16 protein-coding genes, 2 tRNA genes and 1 pseudogene are annotated in these 17,371 nt (G+C 61.9%); 12 read left to right on the top strand and 7 right to left on the bottom strand.

Features of this window, described 5'->3' with window-relative positions; genetic code table 11:
* Positions 1–757: 757 nt before the first annotated feature.
* The 3 genes from ABIC03_RS13285 to ABIC03_RS13295 all read left to right on the top strand — a co-directional run bounded on the left by ABIC03_RS13285 (position 758) and on the right by ABIC03_RS13295 (position 3,960).
* Complete coding sequence (locus ABIC03_RS13285) at positions 758–2,326, top strand: porin (RefSeq protein ID WP_354058659.1); 1,569 nt, start codon at positions 758–760, stop codon at positions 2,324–2,326.
* 528 nt (positions 2,327–2,854) lie between these two features.
* Positions 2,855–3,163 carry a hypothetical protein gene (locus ABIC03_RS13290; protein ID WP_354058661.1) on the top strand — a complete coding sequence of 103 codons (309 nt, stop codon included), beginning with the start codon at positions 2,855–2,857 and terminating at the stop codon, positions 3,161–3,163.
* Positions 3,164–3,411: 248 nt separating this feature from the next.
* Positions 3,412–3,960: a recombinase family protein gene (locus tag ABIC03_RS13295; RefSeq protein WP_354058662.1), complete on the top strand. Its 549-nt coding sequence runs from the start codon at positions 3,412–3,414 to the stop codon at positions 3,958–3,960.
* A 156-nt stretch (positions 3,961–4,116) separates the two neighbouring features.
* Here ABIC03_RS13295 and ABIC03_RS13300 read toward each other — a convergent pair whose 3' ends face one another.
* On the bottom strand, positions 4,117–5,016 hold the full coding sequence (locus ABIC03_RS13300; protein WP_354058663.1) for a recombinase family protein: 900 nt from the start codon (positions 5,014–5,016) through the stop codon (positions 4,117–4,119).
* A gap of 322 nt (positions 5,017–5,338) precedes the next feature.
* Between ABIC03_RS13300 and ABIC03_RS13305 the strand changes: the two genes are divergently transcribed.
* The 3 genes and pseudogenes from ABIC03_RS13305 to ABIC03_RS13315 all read left to right on the top strand — a co-directional run.
* Positions 5,339–6,424 (top strand): calcium:cation antiporter, encoded by a 1,086-nt coding sequence (locus ABIC03_RS13305; protein ID WP_354058664.1) that lies wholly within the window; start codon positions 5,339–5,341, stop codon positions 6,422–6,424.
* An 84-nt stretch (positions 6,425–6,508) separates the two neighbouring features.
* Entirely contained in the window at positions 6,509–7,717 is a 1,209-nt protein-coding gene (locus ABIC03_RS13310) for a cation:proton antiporter (RefSeq protein WP_354058665.1), read from the top strand.
* Between the two features lie 18 nt (positions 7,718–7,735).
* Positions 7,736–7,870 (top strand): annotated as a pseudogene (locus ABIC03_RS13315) (DUF1259 domain-containing protein); the annotation flags it as partial.
* A gap of 258 nt (positions 7,871–8,128) precedes the next feature.
* Here ABIC03_RS13315 and ABIC03_RS13320 read toward each other — a convergent pair.
* The 3 genes from ABIC03_RS13320 to ABIC03_RS13330 form a co-directional block, all read right to left on the bottom strand.
* Complete coding sequence (locus tag ABIC03_RS13320; RefSeq protein ID WP_354059643.1) at positions 8,129–8,407, bottom strand: metal-sensing transcriptional repressor; 279 nt, start codon at positions 8,405–8,407, stop codon at positions 8,129–8,131.
* 210 nt (positions 8,408–8,617) lie between these two features.
* Positions 8,618–8,692, bottom strand: a tRNA-Thr gene (locus ABIC03_RS13325).
* A gap of 164 nt (positions 8,693–8,856) precedes the next feature.
* On the bottom strand, positions 8,857–9,366 hold the full coding sequence (locus tag ABIC03_RS13330; protein ID WP_354058666.1) for a hypothetical protein: 510 nt from the start codon (positions 9,364–9,366) through the stop codon (positions 8,857–8,859).
* 283 nt (positions 9,367–9,649) lie between these two features.
* On the opposite strand from ABIC03_RS13330, the gene ABIC03_RS13335 reads away from it, so the two are divergent.
* Both ABIC03_RS13335 and ABIC03_RS13340 read left to right on the top strand, forming a co-directional pair.
* On the top strand, positions 9,650–10,135 hold the full coding sequence (locus ABIC03_RS13335) for a hypothetical protein (RefSeq protein ID WP_354058667.1): 486 nt from the start codon (positions 9,650–9,652) through the stop codon (positions 10,133–10,135).
* Positions 10,136–10,174: 39 nt separating this feature from the next.
* Positions 10,175–10,708 carry a hypothetical protein gene (locus tag ABIC03_RS13340; protein WP_354058668.1) on the top strand — a complete coding sequence of 178 codons (534 nt, stop codon included), beginning with the start codon at positions 10,175–10,177 and terminating at the stop codon, positions 10,706–10,708.
* Positions 10,709–10,774: 66 nt separating this feature from the next.
* Here ABIC03_RS13340 and rlmB read toward each other — a convergent pair whose 3' ends face one another.
* Positions 10,775–11,605: a 23S rRNA (guanosine(2251)-2'-O)-methyltransferase RlmB gene (rlmB, locus tag ABIC03_RS13345; RefSeq protein ID WP_354058669.1), complete on the bottom strand. Its 831-nt coding sequence runs from the start codon at positions 11,603–11,605 to the stop codon at positions 10,775–10,777.
* Positions 11,606–11,811: 206 nt separating this feature from the next.
* Here rlmB and ABIC03_RS13350 point away from each other — a divergent pair.
* Positions 11,812–11,897 (top strand) — tRNA-Tyr (locus tag ABIC03_RS13350).
* A 121-nt stretch (positions 11,898–12,018) separates the two neighbouring features.
* Here the strand turns inward: ABIC03_RS13350 and ABIC03_RS13355 are convergent.
* Both ABIC03_RS13355 and ABIC03_RS13360 read right to left on the bottom strand, forming a co-directional pair.
* Positions 12,019–13,050: an LLM class flavin-dependent oxidoreductase gene (locus ABIC03_RS13355; protein WP_354058670.1), complete on the bottom strand. Its 1,032-nt coding sequence runs from the start codon at positions 13,048–13,050 to the stop codon at positions 12,019–12,021.
* 152 nt (positions 13,051–13,202) lie between these two features.
* Complete coding sequence (locus tag ABIC03_RS13360; protein ID WP_342761018.1) at positions 13,203–14,132, bottom strand: LysR family transcriptional regulator; 930 nt, start codon at positions 14,130–14,132, stop codon at positions 13,203–13,205.
* Positions 14,133–14,237: 105 nt separating this feature from the next.
* Here ABIC03_RS13360 and ABIC03_RS13365 point away from each other — a divergent pair, with 105 nt between their 5' ends.
* Genes ABIC03_RS13365 through ABIC03_RS13375 form a run of 3 tightly spaced genes read left to right on the top strand, consistent with a single transcriptional unit; the run spans position 14,238 to position 17,349 of the window.
* Complete coding sequence (locus ABIC03_RS13365; protein WP_354058671.1) at positions 14,238–15,596, top strand: MFS transporter; 1,359 nt, start codon at positions 14,238–14,240, stop codon at positions 15,594–15,596.
* A complete protein-coding gene (locus tag ABIC03_RS13370) occupies positions 15,593–16,084 on the top strand; it encodes a GAF domain-containing protein (protein ID WP_354058672.1) in 492 nt (163 codons plus the stop codon). Before ABIC03_RS13365 ends, ABIC03_RS13370 begins: the two co-directional genes overlap by 4 nt.
* Before the next feature lie 17 nt (positions 16,085–16,101).
* The gene (locus ABIC03_RS13375) at positions 16,102–17,349 is read left to right on the top strand and encodes a metal-dependent hydrolase family protein (RefSeq protein WP_354058673.1); all 1,248 of its coding nucleotides are present in this window, start codon (positions 16,102–16,104) and stop codon (positions 17,347–17,349) included.
* Positions 17,350–17,371 lie beyond the last annotated feature (22 nt).

A 17,371-nucleotide genomic window follows, 5' to 3' on the forward strand; every position in this document is an offset into this window, starting at 1 on the left:
CGGCAGGATGTCTGCTCGTCTCAGTCGTTAGTTAGAGAGGGGAGGGGATGGAACGAGTTCTGAACAAAGTTCCTGGCCAGTAGACTTAGGCAGGTCCGAGTTTGGTCTGTCCGTTCCTCTGGATACCTAGCCACTCCAAGGGAAACCCGGCAGCTGACCCTAGATCGAATAAGGGCGAGCAGTCCGCGCCGGATACGAAAAGTGCTGTAAGGCGCTTCGTCCGCGCGATCCCTCAAGAGCGCTAATCTATAAGCTGTGCACTGCATCTGCTCGCGGCATCGAGCCGAAGCTCTCGTTCGCTCAGCTACGATGCGTGGACGACTCCTTGGGATGAGTGATTCTGCCACGTGATCCCTCGCGGCGAAGCACCAAGGCTGTGGGGAACCCGATCCGCAGGAAATGGTTCCAAAGCGATTTTTCGAGAACCGGACAGATTTTAGGTGCAAAATCAATCACTTAAGCAACGGCGTCCGTTCAGCAAAAAGTGATATTTGTGCAACATCCGTCCAAAAACGCGCCATTCCGACCTCATCAGAGGCACTCTGTCATTGATTGATCGGAGGTCTTTGCCTCATATCGTGAGTGCGACGGAGGGGGGCATCCCAAGGTCGTCCCGTTTAGGTCTTTCGCTTAAGTCCCTCGCGTTCCGCGGGTGTGTCCAAAGGCGCGAAGTGGCTCAAGCGGTGGATTTGAAGGGGGTTCGGGAATTGGCCGTCCGGTCAGTGACCTTCCCTGAAGAGCAACTTGGAGGTTTAACATGAAGTTGGTTAAGAGCCTTTTGCTCGGCTCAGCGGCGGGTCTTATCGCCGTGGGCGGAGCGCAAGCAGCCGATCTCCCCGTGAAGGCCAAAGCGGTCGAATACGTGAAGATCTGCTCCCTGTACGGTGCGGGTTTCTATTACATCCCCGGCACTGACACCTGCATCAAGCTGGGTGGTTACCTGCGCGCTGAAGTCGCGCTGGGCACCAACAGCGTCTACGGCATTGCCAACGGCTCTCCGGCCGGTGCGCATAACCGTCTGAGCAACTACTACACCATGCGCGCTCGTGAAGACCTCAACATCGACACGCGCACCGCGACCGAATATGGCGTCGTCCGCACGTTCTTCGATGCGACGTTCTCTTGGACGACGGGCGGCTATCAGGGCACCGGTTCAGCCTTCGGTAATACCGCCTACACCAGCACGCTGGCCCTGAACACCTCGGGTGCGACCCCGGCGCTCGTTGGTTCCTCGATAAACCCGTCCGACGGCGGCACCTCGGGCGGTTCGCTCGGCGTGTACTATGCCTTCATCCAGTTCGCTGGGTTCACCATGGGTAAGGCCGTGTCGCAGTTCGACGCGCCCTGGACCAACTATCCCGGCAACAACATTGACAGCCTCGTCGGCGGCTCCGGCACGGTCACTGGTGTCAACCAGTTCACCTACACCGCGGACTTCGGCCAAGGCATCACTGCGTCGTTCTCGGCCGAAGACGCCACCGCTTACTATCAGGCTGGCAACTTCAACCTCGCCGGCGCCAGCGTGGCTGGCCTCGTCGGCGGCACCAGTGGTATCAATGGCATCGGTGGTTCGCGTTCTCCGAACCTCGTCGGTATGGTCCGTGTCGACCAGGCCTGGGGTCTGTTCCAGGCATCGGTCGCTGCGCATGACAACCACGTTGCCTACTACGGTGCGACCGAGCCGACTGGTCACCCCGACGACAAGTGGGGTTGGGCGGTTCAACTCGCTCTGTCGATCAAGAACATCCCGACCGGTGCGGGTGACGTGATCAACATTTCGGGCGTCTACACGGACGGCGCGACCCGCTACAACTTCCAGAACCTCGCGGGTAGCTCGTATTCGATGTTCGGTAGCTCCGGTATCGCTTACCAGAGCGTAGCTTTCGCCTCTGCCCCGGATACGGTGTACACGTCTGCGGGCGGCGGCAGCCAGCAGGAGAGCGTCAAGACCTGGGGCTTCCGTGGTGCTTACACTCATAACTGGGATCCGTACTGGAATACGGCCATCTACGGTGCCTACGCTCAGGCGCAGTTCGGCTCGCTCGCCAAGGGGTCCCTCTGCGGTGTTGGTGGTACGTTCGCCGTGGCCGGCGTTACCAATTGTAACCCTGACTTCGCCATCGGCCAGGTCGGCCTGATCACCCGCTGGACCCCGGTCAAGAACCTGACGTTCTCGGCCGACGTGAACTGGACGCACTTGGACTCGAAGATGGCAGGTACCTTTGCTTACGGTGGTGCTGCTGCCATCGCGAAGCCGGCTGCTGTGTACGAGCTGAAAGATCAGGACAGCTACACGCTGCTGCTCCGCGCTCAGCGCAACTGGTAAGTTCGGTCTAGCGACCTAACCTCCAAAGGCCCTCGGCGGGAAACTGCCGAGGGTTTCTTGCGTTGTTCTTCGGCTTGGCGAACGCGTTCGTTTGCTGAGATTCCTGGATTTCCAGATATCGGACATTCAGGTTCTCTGGGCGAGCGCGTTGGAGCCGACTATTCCGCAGTGGGACATTCTCTTCAGTTCGATGCGGAAGACAGTGTCGGCCTCTCCACAAAGTCAGTTGCCGAAGCCTTGCGGGGAAACCTTTCGTTCATCGTAGCGAGGCCCTTGATACAGCTTAGGTTGATCCCAAGGAGAGCTCCAGTGACGATAAGAGGTTCGTCTATCTTCGATCACGCCGAAGGTGAGGAGTGAACTTGGCCAATCGCGGAGACCAGTCGCTCGCTCCATCAAGAACGAGATGAGGCAAGCTGCCACATTGCGCACCATAGAAATTATTGCAGCATCTTGAGCGTTGTCTTCGCTGTTATTGTGCGAAATTGCAGATCGAGGATTAGCACGTAGCTGACTGGAGCGGATCGAATGATCATCTTTCCATTTGGCTTCTATATCTTGGAAGGCAAACGGCCGGTCTACGTAGGCAACGACCTAGAAGTGCAGAAAACCGTGCGCAGCTGGATGGGAGCAAATCCGGAAAAAGTGCGTCTGAGTTTCGACCAGATTGGCTCTGCGCACATCTTGACCAAACTCTTGGCTGGAATACCGCTCGTTCCAACAGCATGGACCAGACGCCCTTGCTATTCGAAGGTGCTCTCATCGCTGACGAGCAAACCCGTGTTCGCCGTTTCTACAGCGATTACGACGCTGCGCTCGAAGGGCACGTCGAACTGATCGAAATCGTAAAGTTCGATCGCATTAAACGAGCGGATCTCAGGCCAGCCCTGGCCATCCTGCACCTCGGGCACCCGGAGCGCCGCGGATCAGGGAGCCATCTCAGCACTCGGGCAGGCATGCAAAAGGGAATCTCAGGGATTCCATTCTGCACGTTGTCTACAATCTAAGTGGACGTATAGGTTCTTTACAGACCAGCTCTGAAGAACCTCGACCTGCCATCGGCTCCGCTCATCACCTACATCCGCGTGTCCACCTCTGCTCAAGGTCGCTCAGGCCTGGGCATCGAAGCCCAGCGGCAGACCCTGGCTCACTTCGCGTCCTCCGAGGGATACGAAGTGGCCCGCGAGTTCGTTGAGGTCGAGACGGGCAAGGGCGCCGACGCGCTCGACCGCAGGCCGCAGCTCAAGGCCGCCTTGGCCGCAGCGCGGAAGCTCAGGTGTCACGTAGGAGTTGCGAAGCTCGACCGGCTCAGCCGTGATGTACACTGCATCTCCGCGCTAATGGCCCACAAGGTCCCTTTCGTGGTCGCTGAGCTTAGGCCCGACGTTGACCCATTTGTCCTGCACCTGTTCGCCGCCCTGGCCGAGAAGGAGCGTGCGCTGATCTCCACCCGCACCCGGCAAGCCCTATCCGCTGCGAAGGCCCGCGGGGTTACACTGGGCAACCCTAAGCTCCGCGTGGCCCGCAAGGGAGCTGTGGAAGCCGTAAAGGCCGAGGCCGACCGCTACGCTGCGAATGTGCTCCCCATCTCCGCGAGGCACAGAAGGCGGGTGCGAGCACGCTCAGGCAGCTAAGCTTGCCGGCATGCGTAGGTCCGCCTCGACGATTGCGGAAGGTGGGCCGATCAGAACGAAGTAAGGCCTTCAGTTCGAGCCATAGTCTTTCGCATCGTCGGTCGCTTGTGACCCCATCAAACCGATAGAAACCGTCTTGCAGACACAAGCCTCAACTCAGGTAGTTGAGATGCCCTTGTAGATGTGACCGCCCCACAAACGCAGCTCGAAGAATTGTCCTTTGACGTCGCGTCGAACAGCCGCATCCCCCAGACGATTCCACGGGATAGCCCCGCTGCTTGAAAGCGTGAGCTGCGTGACGATCTTTCTGAGACTTAGGGCGATGGAGTAACGAGCGACGTAAAGGTCGCCATCGTCGCCCAAGCGGACGATGTCTCCAACTAGATTTCGAAGCTCGTCCTTCCGCGAAAGCTCCGCTGCGTCCGGGAGCGCAGGGTGGGCCAAAAACTGTAGAACGTTTGCTTCGAAATCCTGGTAGGACCATGCCGTCCGCGTGCACCCGTTTTCATCGAGCACCTTCGCACAGACCAGGCTCTTATAAGGGTGACTACTAAGAAACCGGACTTCGCTCCCGCAGTATGCGCATGTGGTAAGTCCATCAAACAGGTTTGCTAGATCATTTCCCTTTCGCCCGCGGCTGGTCATCAAATTTTGCTGCCGGGCGGCCTGGGCTTTTTGGAAGGTACCTTCGTCTATTACGGCCGGATAGTAGTCCGGCACGGGCGGACCATTCGGAATTCCCTTGCTTCGGCCGCCGGCATAACTCTTCGGCTGATACTCCCCTAAGACGGCGCGGTTGCGAAGCATGCTATCTATCGTGGTGTGGTCCCATTTGCGCGATGATCCGAACGGGGGAATGCCCTGTTTCTCCAGAAAGCTCGTTATTGCGTAGCTGCCCAACCCGCCAATCGAAAGTTCAAAGATCTTTCGAATTATCTCGGCTCGGTCCTCAAGATAGACGAAGCTCTTGCGGTCCTCGCTTAGTGCGAGCCAGCTCGGACACGCGGAAATTTTCTTGCTCTCTGTGATCGTCATCGGGGTGACGCCATTTTCCATCGTCAATTTCGTTTCGAGAGCAGAAAATCGGATGAAATGTGGCCGGCCGCAAGCCTTATCAAATTGGTTCCGAACGCTAGTGCAATATGTGGCGTCCGGCCGAGCCGGGCGCGCATTGGGAGCACTAGCACGAGTATGACGCGATCGGACGTCTCAGCCGAAACTGCATAGTGGGGCGTGGAAATATCAATCACAATCCAGAAAACCCAGCTGGGGCGGCGGAGAACCGGATGGGTGTTAACTGCCAGATACAGAGTAACCATCAGCGGAGGTTGTGCTCGACGTATAGGGGGACGTTGCTTCCTGATGCGGGCTGCGCGTTATGACTGTAGCAGGTACGCCGCGGTGGAGCTGGGCTTGGCCCGCGGTGGCGTGGCTGCTGCTCCTGCTCCTAATTATCCCCTTCATCGGTACCGGGGTCATCGTCGGTGGACTCGCTGGAGTCGTGTTGTTGGGTACCGTTTTTGCAGCGGTTTACCATGCCGAGGTGGTTGCTCACCGTGTCGGTGAGCCCTATGGAACACTTGTTCTTGCCTTGGCTGTGACAGTGATTGAAACGGCCCTGATCGTTTCGGTTATGGTCGCAGCGCCGGCCGAAAAAGCGGCGTTAGCTCGTGACACGGTCTTCGCTGCCGTCATGATCGTGTGCAATGGCATCGTAGGCACGTGTCTATTGTGGGGCGGCATTCGTCACCACGAACAGGGATTTCAGGCTCAGGGTGCGAGTGCGGCGATGGCGGTTCTCGTCGCGCTCACCGGCCTAACGATGATTCTTCCGAATCTGGCGGCGCAGGAACTCGGCCCCTTGTACAACACGCCGCAACTCATCTTCGCCGGCCTCGTATCGCTAGTGCTGTACTTCGCATTTGTCTTCATCCAGACGGTACGCCACCGTCATTATTTTCTGCCAGTCAAGCCGCCGAGCAACGACGGCCATGTCGCGCTGCCCGACAATAGAGCGACTGCGCTAAGCGCAGGACTTCTCCTGGTTTCGCTTGCCGCCGTGGTCGCTCTCGGCAAGACTCTGACGCCTCCGATCGAGCGGGGAATCAGTTATCTCCAGGTGCCGGAATCAGTCGTCGGCATTATCATCGCTCTGCTGGTTCTGCTGCCGGAAGCGGGAGCAGCAATCAAAGCGGCGCGAAACAACAGATTGCAGACCAGCCTGAACTTGGCGCTCGGCTCGGCGCTCGCCACGATCGGTCTGACGATCCCCGCGGTAGCGGCAGTTTCGATTGCGCTCGGCTACCGTCTGGAGCTTGGATTGGATGCCAAGGAGCAGGGGCTTCTCGCCCTGACACTGCTTCTCGGTGTGATCACTCTCGGCACGGGGCGAACAACTGTGCTTCAGGGAATCGTGCATCTCGTCATGTTCGCGGCGTATTTATTTTTTGCCGTTGTGCCATGATGAAACGCAATCATCCATTCGATCATTGCAGAACGACGCGTGTTCGTCGCGGCTTGGCAGGGTGAACAATCAATAGGACTTGGGATGTTGGCTGACACTCATTCGCCTGTCCTTCTGGTTCTGGTCATGGCCGTCGCCGGACCTTTGCTCGCTGAGCTTCCGATCGGATTTCGTATTCCGGCGGTAGTGCTTGAAGTCGTGTTAGGCGTCATCATCGGCCCGCAAGTTCTTGGCTGGGTGCGATTCGACGGCGTCTTGGCCTCTATGTTCGCCTTCGGAATGGCGGCCACGCTCTTCATGGCGGGCATGGAGCTCGAGTTCGAAAGAATTCGCGGACGGCCCTTGTTACTTGCGGTCGGCGGGTGGGGAATGTCAGTCTTGCTTGCGGTGTCAGCGGCAGCCATCCTTCGTGCGAGTTCGCTCCATGATCCTATGATCGTGGCATTGGCTCTCGCCACAACCGCGCTGGGTACGCTGCTACCCATTTTGCGTGATGCAAATCAACTCGACACACCGTTCGGGCGTTTTTTCATTGCCGCAGGGACAATGGGCGAACTAGGACCGATTGTCGCAATGTCGTTGCTGCTTAGCCAGCAGTATACGACTGTCCAGGAGTTTGGTTTCCTGGTGGCATTCCTTGTGGTCGTAGTTTTGGCGGCCGCAATCAGCTTGGGGCTACGTCCGCCCCGTGTTGTCGCCCTCCTGGCTCGCTCGCTACATGGGAGCTCCCAGCTTCCAGTTCGTATCACCCTACTATTGTTTGCCGCTTTCTTCGTTCTGTCGGAGCGCTTCGGGTTCGAGAGTATCCTGGGAGCATTTGCTGCGGGATTAGTCGTAGGATTGGGTACACAAGGGCCGGACGGCAAAGCACCGCGGATGAAAATTGATGCCATCTTCTTCGGCTGGTTCATTCCGTTTTTTTTCGTCGGCACGGGTATAAAATTCGATCTCGCGTCAATAACCGGTAGCGTCGTCACGATGTTGCTAGTACCGGTCGCTCTCGCCCTTTTTCTGCTGGTGCGAGGTGCGCCGGTATTTCTGTATCGCAGGGATCTAAAGCCCGCAGAACGGATACCCTTCGCGCTTTACAGTTCGGTCGCCTCGCTTTCGTTGGTCGTTGTCATCACCGAGATTGCCGTTCGTGCAAAAACCATGAGTCAGCAGATGGGCTCTGTGCTGGTCGGAGCTGCAGTCTTGTCGGTGTTGCTGTTCCCGACGATCGCCGGGCAGCTTCTTCATAGACGCGCGACGAGCGGCCCGGGCGCGGGTAAGGGGGGCATCACCGGCGATTGAGCCGGGTCGAGGTGAACCTTGGTCGTCATTGCGCTGCGGAAGCGGTGCATGGACGTGATGGCGCTGCACAGGCAAATGTTTGATGACTCGCCGCGCACCTTCTTCATGCATTTCCGAGCCGACGAGGATGCTGTCAAGTCCGCTGAAGACATCCCTGCGGCGCTCTTGAGCTGCGAGCACATGCCCCGTACCCGCGAAGGAGCCTCGCCAGATGTCGAAAAGAGAAAAAAGCAAATCCATTCGGGCGATGGATCGCATAGAGCAGCTTATTACTTGATGGCGGGCGGCTTGCCGTCGACTTTTGCCGGTGCGGACTGTGCAAGGGCCTGCGGTGTGACTCCAACTATGACAAGCAGGGCCGACACGATCGCGGCGGCCGAACGAGTGGCCGCAGGCATCGAGAACTCCACGCTAAAGATATCGCGAGATCGCCTTAAACTCGGCGAGGGCATTCTTTGCAGATTTGCCGGAGCCGCCATTGGCGGCCGCATCCAGGCAGTGGTCGACATGATCGTGGATGAGGGCTTTTTTGGCCTCGGCGATGGCTTTCTCGACCGCATGAAGCTGCTGGGCCAAGTCGAGACAGGAGCGGCCATCATCGAACATCGCGATGACCCTGCGCAGGTGCCCCTCGGCGCGCTTCAGCCGCTTGACGATATCCGGATGGCTCTCGTGGATGTGCTGCGTCATGGATCATCCTATCCCCGGGGAGGGGATAGTTCATGACGGGCGCGCCGCCAAGCCCCCTTCTCGGACCAGGTTGCCGCGGCGTGAGGCGCACGGGCTTTCCTTGGGTGAAGGGTCCGTATTGTGTGTAGCCCGGCGTAGCCCAGAACGCTGTCCGCTGCGAAAGCGGAGGGACGGTCGGGGCTACAAATCGGGGATAACTTGTTGTAACGCTGGTGCCGGCTGAGGGGATTGAACCCCCGACCTTCGGTTTACAAAACCGCTGCTCTACCGCTGAGCTAAGCCGGCGACGCCTGGAAAAACGGGGCGGGGCCGGCGTATGCCGGGGCTGTCCGCCCGTGCGCGCCGCAATACCAGACTTGATCTGAAAGTGCCAGAACCCGCGATCCCCTGCAAATATGAATCAGGCGGCCCGAAGGCCGCCTGATCTGTCGCGTTCGGTTCAAACCGCCTTACTGGCAGATGTGGCGGCGCCCGTCTTGGCCCTTGAACCAGGTGCCGGGCGTGCAGACGAAGCCGTTGCGCTGGGCGTAGGTGCGGGTGTCCCAGCCGCGGTTGTCCCAAGAATTATTCCACGAATTATCCCAGCCATTGTCGTAGGCGTAGGCGTCGTTCGTGGCACGGAACGGGGCGGTTGCGATTGCGCCCGCAGTCCCGATGGCTGCGCCGGCCACGCCGGCGGCTGCTCCGACCGCGCCAGTGGCTACGTCGGTCGGCCAGAAGCCGGTGCGGCTCCTGTTCCAGTCGTTATTCCAATCGCCGTTGTTGGTCTGGCGATAGGACACGCGACGATGCCGATAGCCGCTATCGGTGTACGGATTTCCCGGTCCGACGTTCTGACAATTGGCGTTGGGGAATTGCGCCGCGCACCGGCCCGGATTGGTGATCACGGCCTGCGCCATGGCAGAGCCTGTCACCAGGGTCGCCGCAATCGCCGTGGCTCCGAGAAGTTTGATATTCATGATTGTTTGGCTCCCGTTTTGTTGACGGGGGCTAAACGCCGAGGACGCCGGACGTTCCGCTGAAACCGGTGGATTTTCGTCAACGATATTCAAACGGAAGTGAGCACGCACCATGGTTCCCGACTGCAGGGTCCAGCGGCGTTAATGCTTCGCTAGTTCGCCTTGCAGCATTTGAGCGGCGCGCAATCCTTACACATTAGGCTTACCAGCAATTGGTGAGAGGGCCTTAACCCTCTCTGCGTCGCTATCGGGTAGGTTGTCGCCGAATAAATGGGATCCCCTCATGCGCGCATCTGCGCTCGCTGCGTTTCTGATCGGACTGCCCGCGACGGCGTTTGCCGGCGGCGGCTTCGATATCGTCGTTCCCGGCCGCCCGGGCGTGCCCATCATCATCAACAACATCGACGCGTCCTATGCCGTGGTCGAGGGGACCTGGGGCCTGGGGAAGAACGTCCAGGTGCAGCCCACGATCTATGGCGGACGTTACGTCGCCGAGCGCCAGCCCGCCGACGTCGGCCATTACTACCCGACGCTGGGCCTGCGGCCCGGCTATGGGCGGCTCGAGATCGAGCCGCCCGCGAACCGCAAAATGCCCAAGCCCGCCGAGAGCTATTACCAGAGCTGGGGCGCGCAATCGGCGCCGCTGCCGCCGCAGATGGATGTGCCCGTCAATCCGCCGCCGGTGATCCTTGCGCCTGAGATCAACGACTATCCGCGGCGTCCTCGGCCGCGGCCGCGTGCAGAGATGCCCGGCAGGCCGCCGGGTTAAGAAACGAAAACAACAAACGAAAATCAACAGGAGAGAGTAATGCGTCAGATGATTTCGGGACTGGTCGTGGCGGCTGCCGCGATGTTCGTCGCTACCGCGCCCGCCGCGGCCTGCGGCTTCAATGCGTGCCAGCCGGTCGCGCCGGTCTATTCCGGCTGCAACACCGGCTGCGGCGGTTATGGGGCCGGCTACGGCTACGGTTATGGCGCCTATGAGCGTCTCGCCGAGCCCACCACGCAATATTATCACGTCAACCAGGGCCCGACCTACACCGGCCCGGGCGCCTTCGCGCCGTATCCGACCTATCGTGAAGACGCGGTGGTTGCGCCCGCCAATTACGGCTACGGCCGTGGCTATGGTTACGGCAACGGCTATGGCTATCGCGCCGCCGCGGTCGAAGCTCCGGGCGCCTATCCCTACCGCCGCCCGTATTACCGTCCGTATCGCTACGGCTACGGCCCGCGCGCCGGCTATCTGCCGCGCACGCATTACGGCTACGGTCCGCGCTACGGCTACGCTCCGCGCCATGCGCCGTACTATGGCGGCCACCGCGTGCTGCGCCGCTATTACTGATCGCTTGATCGGTTGAGCCAACGAGACGCCCGTCCGCGATGCGGACGGGCGTTTTGTTTTGCTTTGTTACCGCTTGATCAGCCCGAGCCGGCTGGCGCCGACATAGAGCGAGAGCACGGCGGCATTCGAGACGTTGAGGCTCTTGATCTCTCCGGGCATGTCGAGCCGCGCCACGACGCTGCAGGTCTCGCGCGTCAATTGCCGCAGGCCTTTGCCTTCCGCGCCCAGCACCAGCGCGAGCGGTTCGCGCAGGGTGACCTCGGAGAGATCCGCGCTGCCTTCACTGTCCAGCCCGACGGTCTGGAAGCCGAGCTCGTTCAGCGTGGTCAATGCGCGGGCGAGGTTTTGCACCGTCACCATCGGGACGAGCTCTAGCGCGCCGGAGGCGGCCTTGGCCAGCACGCCGGTCGCTTCCGGACTGTGGCGCGCGGTGGTGACGATCGCCTTCACCGCAAACGCTGCCGCCGAGCGCAGGATGGCGCCGACATTGTGCGGATCGGTGATCTGGTCGAGCACCAGCACCATGCCGTCCTGCTCCAAATCCTCGATGTCGGGCGAGGGCAGGGGATCGGCCTCCGCGAGCAGGCCCTGGTGCACGGCGTCGGGCGACAGCAGCCGGTCGATCTCCTGGGGCCGGACGATCTCGGGCGTGACCGGGATTGCGATGTTCTCGTCCGCCAGACGCCTTGCGGCGTTCTCGGTCAGGGTCAGCTTGCGGATCTGCCGCTGGGGGTTGGCGAGCGCCATGGTGACGGTGTGCCAGCCATAGAGGATGACAGGCCCGTCGGTATCCGAATCGCGATCGCGCCGGGCCGGCCGACCGGCCGATTTTCCGGGCCTGTTGAAGGGCTTAGACCCGCCGCGGGGGCCCCTCGGGTTGAATTTTCGATCCTTCATGGGCTCGCTTGTGTCACGGGTCCCCGAATATGGCAATTTGGGTGGCTTCGGGGGCGATTTTAGCTGTTCGCCTCGGTTGACTTTACCCCACCGCTTCGCCGATAACCGCGCCCGGTCGCGCCCCCATCCGGGCTGTCGCGGCCTTCACGTTCCATGGCCGTCTTCGGTCGCCGGCAAGGTCCGGCCCGATTGTGCTGCCGTCGAGCGGGGGAGTGTCCCGAGTGGCAAAGGGAGCTGACTGTAAATCAGCCGCCTTATGGCTTCGCAGGTTCGAGTCCTGCCTCCCCCACCAGCCTTCGCTCGCTTCGCGAGCTACGGCTCGGCAAGCCGGCACCGATGGTCATGGCGCGAAGTGAGCGAAGGCTGTCGCGCCGTAGCCCGCAGGGCGTAGGCGGACTCGCTCAGAGCGTAAGTTACCCCATCATCTCCCGCACCATCGGTACCACCTTCCGCCCGTAGAGCTCGATGCTCTTCATCAGCTTCTCGTGCGGCAACGGGCCCGCCGAATACTTCAGCTGGAAGCGCGAGATGCCGAGTGCCTTGGCGGTCTTGGCGATCTTGCGCGCGACCGTCTCCAGCGAGCCGACATAGAGCGAACCGTGCTCGGCCTCGTTCACGAATTCATCGCGGCCCATCGGTGGCCAGCCGCGTTCCTTGCCGATGCGGTCGCGCATCGCCTTGTAGTCGGGCCACAGTTCCTCGCGCGCCTGTTCGTCGGTCTCGGCGACATAGCCGGGCGAGTGCACGCCGATCGGCTGTGCCGGGCGGCCGAACTCCTTGAATGCGCGGTGATAGAGATCGACGAAGGGGGCGAAGCGCGCCGGATCGCCGCCGATGATCGCGAGCATCAAGGGCAGGTCGTAATGTGCCGCGCGCACCACCGATTGCGGACTGCCGCCGACGCCGATCCAGGTCTTGAGCGTGCCGTTCTCGACCGGGGGATAGACCAGGTGACCCTTGAGCGGCGGACGCAGCTTGCCTTCCCAGGTCACCGGCTTCTGCGACAGCAGTGCTGCGAACAGATCGAGCTTCTCCTCGAACAGCTCTTCGTACTTGCCCAAATCAAAGCCAAACAGCGGAAAGGACTCCGTGAACGAGCCGCGACCAAGGATCACCTCGGCGCGTCCGTTCGAAAGCGCGTCCAGCGTGGCAAAGCGCTGGAAGACGCGGATCGGATCATCCGAGCTCAGCACGGTCACGGCAGAGCCGAGATGGATGCGCTTGGTCCGCGATGCGACGGCGGCCAGCACGGTCTCAGGGGACGAGATCGCGAAGTCGGCGCGGTGATGCTCGCCGAGGCCGATGAAGTCGAGGCCGAGCTCGTCGGCGAGCACCGCCTCGTCGACGACGTTGCGGATCACTTGCGCGTGCGGAAGCATCGCGCCGGAGGCGTCCCTGGTGACGTCGCCAAAGGTGTCCAGTCCGAATTCGAGCGGTGCGGTCATTGATGAGATCTCTGCGGGCGCGGCATGCGCGTCTGTCAATGTGGGGGGATTGCTTTAGTCGCAGCTAAGCAGCCGGGACGGGTGCACAATGCTGCTTCGAGAAACCCATTGTTTCCTTTTTTCATGGTGTCGGCCGCCCGCTGCCCGCGGCTTCAGTCGGACCTGGCGAACATCTCGACCAGGGTCTCGCGCAGCCAGCGCTGCGCCGGTACGGTGTCATTGCGCTGGTGCCAGAACAGGCTAACGATGCGCGGCGGCGCCTTGAGCGGAAGCGGCATCGCGTGCAGGAACGGCGCGTGCCGGGATTGCGAGCGCAGATCGCTCGGCAGCACGGCGATCAGGTCGGACTGGCGCACGACTTCGTAGGCGGCGCTGTAGTGATTGACGGTCGCAACCAGGTTGCGCGACAGCCCGCGCGAGGCGAGGAAGAGGTCGTAGGACGGCAAGGTCTTGCCGGCGAGGCTCACATCGACATGCCCCGCGTTGAGGAAGCTGCGCGTGCTCAGCCGCTTCATCGTCGCGAGGGGATGACCGCGCCGCATGAAGCAGGCGTAGTCGACGGTCCACAGCGAGCGCGAGCGGATGGCGGCCGGCTGCTGTGCTTCGTTGACATAGACGCTCAACACACAATCAACGCGATTGTCCTCGAGCTGGTCAGCGATCTCCACGACGGTGTTGGGGACGGTATGGATTCGCGCCTTCGGCGCGACACTGCCGAAATGGTTCAGCAGGTTCGGCATCACCAGCGAAGCGACATAATCCGACATGGACAGGCTGAATTCGGTCTGCGCACGGCGCGGATCGAACACCTGCTCGTCGAGCGCGCCGCGGACGGTTTCGAGCGCTTCGCCAATCGGCTCCCACAGCACCACGGCGCGCTGGGTCGGACGGATGCCGGTGCCGGACCTGACGAACAGGGGATCGCCGAGCGCGTCCCGCAGGCGTGCGAGCGCGTTGCTGACCGCCGGCTGGGTCATCAGAAGCGCGTTGGCCGCGCGCGTGACGCTGCCCTCGGTCATCAGGGCCTCGAAGACTTTCAGCAGGTTGAGGTCGAGCTTTCGGAACGACAGAACATTCACCACGGTGATGTACTAGATCATGATTATAAATTATGACGATAATATCTCTTTGTCTATGATTCCCCAGAGACGAGCGGAGTGCCGGGCCGCCAGACAGAGGGGACTTTCATGTCGATGATCTCGGCGCGCATCGAGCGCCTTCCATTCGCGCGCTTCCACGGGCATCTGCTGCTGATGGGCGGGCTCGGCTACATGTTCGACGCGATGGACGCAGCCGTGCTGGCGTTCATTTTGCCGGTGCTGCGCACGACCTGGAATCTGTCGAGCGTGCAGATCGGCGTGCTCGGCAGCAGCACCTATATCGGCTTCCTGTTCGGCGCGCTGCTGGCGGGCACGCTGGGTGACCTGATCGGCCGTCGTGCGGTGATGATGTCGGCGCTGGCGCTCTATTGCGTCGCATCCATCGTCAGCGCGGCGGTGAACGATTGGTCGTCCTTCTTCGCCGCCCGCGTCGTCGCGGGCATGGGCACCGGCGCGGAGAGCGCGATCATCGCACCTTATCTGGCGGAGTTCGTGGCGCGGCGCTACCGCGGCAGTTTCACGGGCGCGCTCGCCGGATTCTTCTCCTTCGGTTTCGTCGCGGCGGCCTTGCTCGGCTATTTCATCGTGCCCGCCTACGAGAACGGCTGGCGCATCGTTCTGGTGATCACCGCGGTGCCGGTCGTCATGCTGCTGTGGTGGCGCAGGGCGCTGCCGGAATCGCCGCGCTGGCTGGAAAGCCGGGGCCGGGAGAAGGAAGCCGAAGCCGTGCTGGACAGGATCGAGGCCGGTTTTGCGAGCCAAGGCCATGTCCTGCCGCAACCAATCCTCGAAGCCACGGCGCCTGCTGTGACTGGTGGGACGCTGCTTGCCAATTTCGCCGCGCTCCTCGCCGGCCGCCAGGCCCGCATCACCATCATGACCTGGATCATGTGGCTTGCGATCACGTTCAGCTACTATTCCTTCTTCGTCTGGATCCCCGGCCTTCTGGTCCAGAACGGCATGAGCATCACCAAGAGCTTCGCCTATTCGATCGCGATCTATTGCGCGCAGATTCCGGGCTATTTCAGCGCCGCCTACTTCAACGAGCGCATCGGCCGGCAGGCGACGATCGCCTCCTATATGGTGCTCGGCGGCGCCAGCGCGCTCGGGCTGGCGTTCGCGCACAGCGACCAGCACATCATGGTGGCGGGAATCTTGCTGTCCTTCTTCATGAACGGCACCTATGCGGGCGTCTATGCCTATACCGCCGAGGTCTTTCCGACGGCGGTCAGAACCACCGGCGCCGGGCTCGCCTCGGCAATCGGCCGCATCGGTGCGATCGTGTCGCCGATCCTGGTCGGCTATCTCTATCCGAATTTCGGCTTCGCCGGCGTGTTCGGCCTCACCACGAGTGTGCTGCTGTTAGGCGCGCTCACCGTGGTGCTGATGGGGGTGCCGACGCGCGGCCGTTCGCTGGAAGAGATTGCGGCGGGTGAAGTCGCATGAGGGAGACGAAACACCGGTCCGATCCGCTGCTCTGCGCCGTGGCGGCCGCGCAGGGCAGGGCGGATCAGCCGAAGGCTCTGTACTCGGCGCTGGACGACGCCTTGAAATCCGCGATCGGGCACAAGCTGTTCACGATCCTGACCTATGACGACGACACAAGGGAAGCAGCGCGGGTGTATTCCAATCTCCCCGGACCTTACCCGGCGGGCGGACGCAAACGCCTGGCGCCGGGGCCGTGGACCGAGGCCGTGCTCGACCGCGGCGAGGCCTATATCGGCCGCACCCGGGACGATCTGCGCGAGGTGTTTTCCGATCACGAGCTGATCGCTTCGCTCGGCTGCGAAAGCGTGCTCAACATGCCCGTGCGCTGGTGTGGGCGCACGCTCGGCTCGCTCAATCTGCTCCATGAGGCAGGCTGGTACGGCGAGGACGATGTCGCTGCGTGCCTTCCATTCGCCCAGCTCGCCTTGCCCGCGTTGCTCACCTGATAAGACAGGAAGTCGTCATGTCCCGTGTGCTCTTCAAGAACGCCGCTCTGCTCGATCCGCTTCAGCCGGACCTCCTGGAGGGACATCATGTGCTGGTCGAGGACAATCTGATCAAGGAGGTCTCCGATCAGCCGCTCCAGGCCGAAGCCGACCGCACCGTCGATCTGAAGGGCAAGACGCTGATGCCCGGCCTGATCGACCTGCACGTGCATGCGATCGCCGTCGAGCTCAACCTGGCGCAGCAGGTGCACATGCCGAACGTGCTGGTGACGCTGCGCTCGACGCTGCTGCTGCGCGGCATGCTGCGGCGGGGCTTCACCACCGTGCGCGACGCCGGCGGCGCCGGCCATGCGTTGAAGCAGGCGATCGAGACCGGACTCACCGACGGTCCGCGGCTGTTCGTCTCGGGACGTGCGCTCAGCCAGACCGGCGGGCACGGCGACATGCGGGCGCGTTCGGATTACCTCGCCAGCGACGCACCGTGCCCCTGCTGCGTGCGTGTCGGCGCGCTGGCGCGCGTTGCCGATGGTGTCGACGGCGTGCGCAGGGCGGCGCGCGAGGAGCTCCAGATGGGGGCGGACCAGATCAAGATCATGGCCTCAGGCGGCGTCGCTTCACCGACCGATCCGGTCGGTGCCTTCGGCTACTCCGAGGACGAGATCCGCGCCATCGTCGAGGAGGCGCGCGGGCGTCAGACCTATGTGCTCGCCCACGCCTACACCGCAGCCGCGATCGAACGCGCAGTGCGCTGCGGGGTACGCACCATCGAGCACGGCAACCTGGTCGATGCTCCGACCGCGCAGCTGATGGCCGAGAAGGGCGCCTATGTGGTGCCGACGCTCGTCACCTACGAGGCGCTGGCCAACGAGGGCGCCCAATATGGCCTGCCGCCCGAAAGCGTTGCCAAGATCGCCGATGTGCGCGACGCCGGCCTGCGTTCGCTCACGATCTACCGCGATGCGGGCGTGAAGACGGGGTTTGGCAGCGACCTGCTTGGGCCGTCCCAACGGCTCCAGAGCGACGAATTCCGTATCCGCGCAGAGATTCTCGGTCCGCACGCCGTCATCGCCAGCGCGACATTGGTCGGCGCCGAGGTGCTCGGCATGGAGGGCAAGCTCGGCCGCATCATGCCGGAAGCCATCGCGGACCTGCTGGTGGTCGACGGCAACCCACTCCGCGATGTCGCCTGCCTGCTCGGCCAGGGCGAGCACATTCCGCTGGTGATGAAGGCAGGCAAGGTCCAGTTCGACCGGCTGAACGCTTAGCTGCCGCCACATCCCGCGCGCC

This window comes from Bradyrhizobium sp. RT6a (assembly GCF_040547675.1).
In the GTDB taxonomy this organism is placed as follows: Bacteria; Pseudomonadota; Alphaproteobacteria; order Rhizobiales; family Xanthobacteraceae; genus Bradyrhizobium.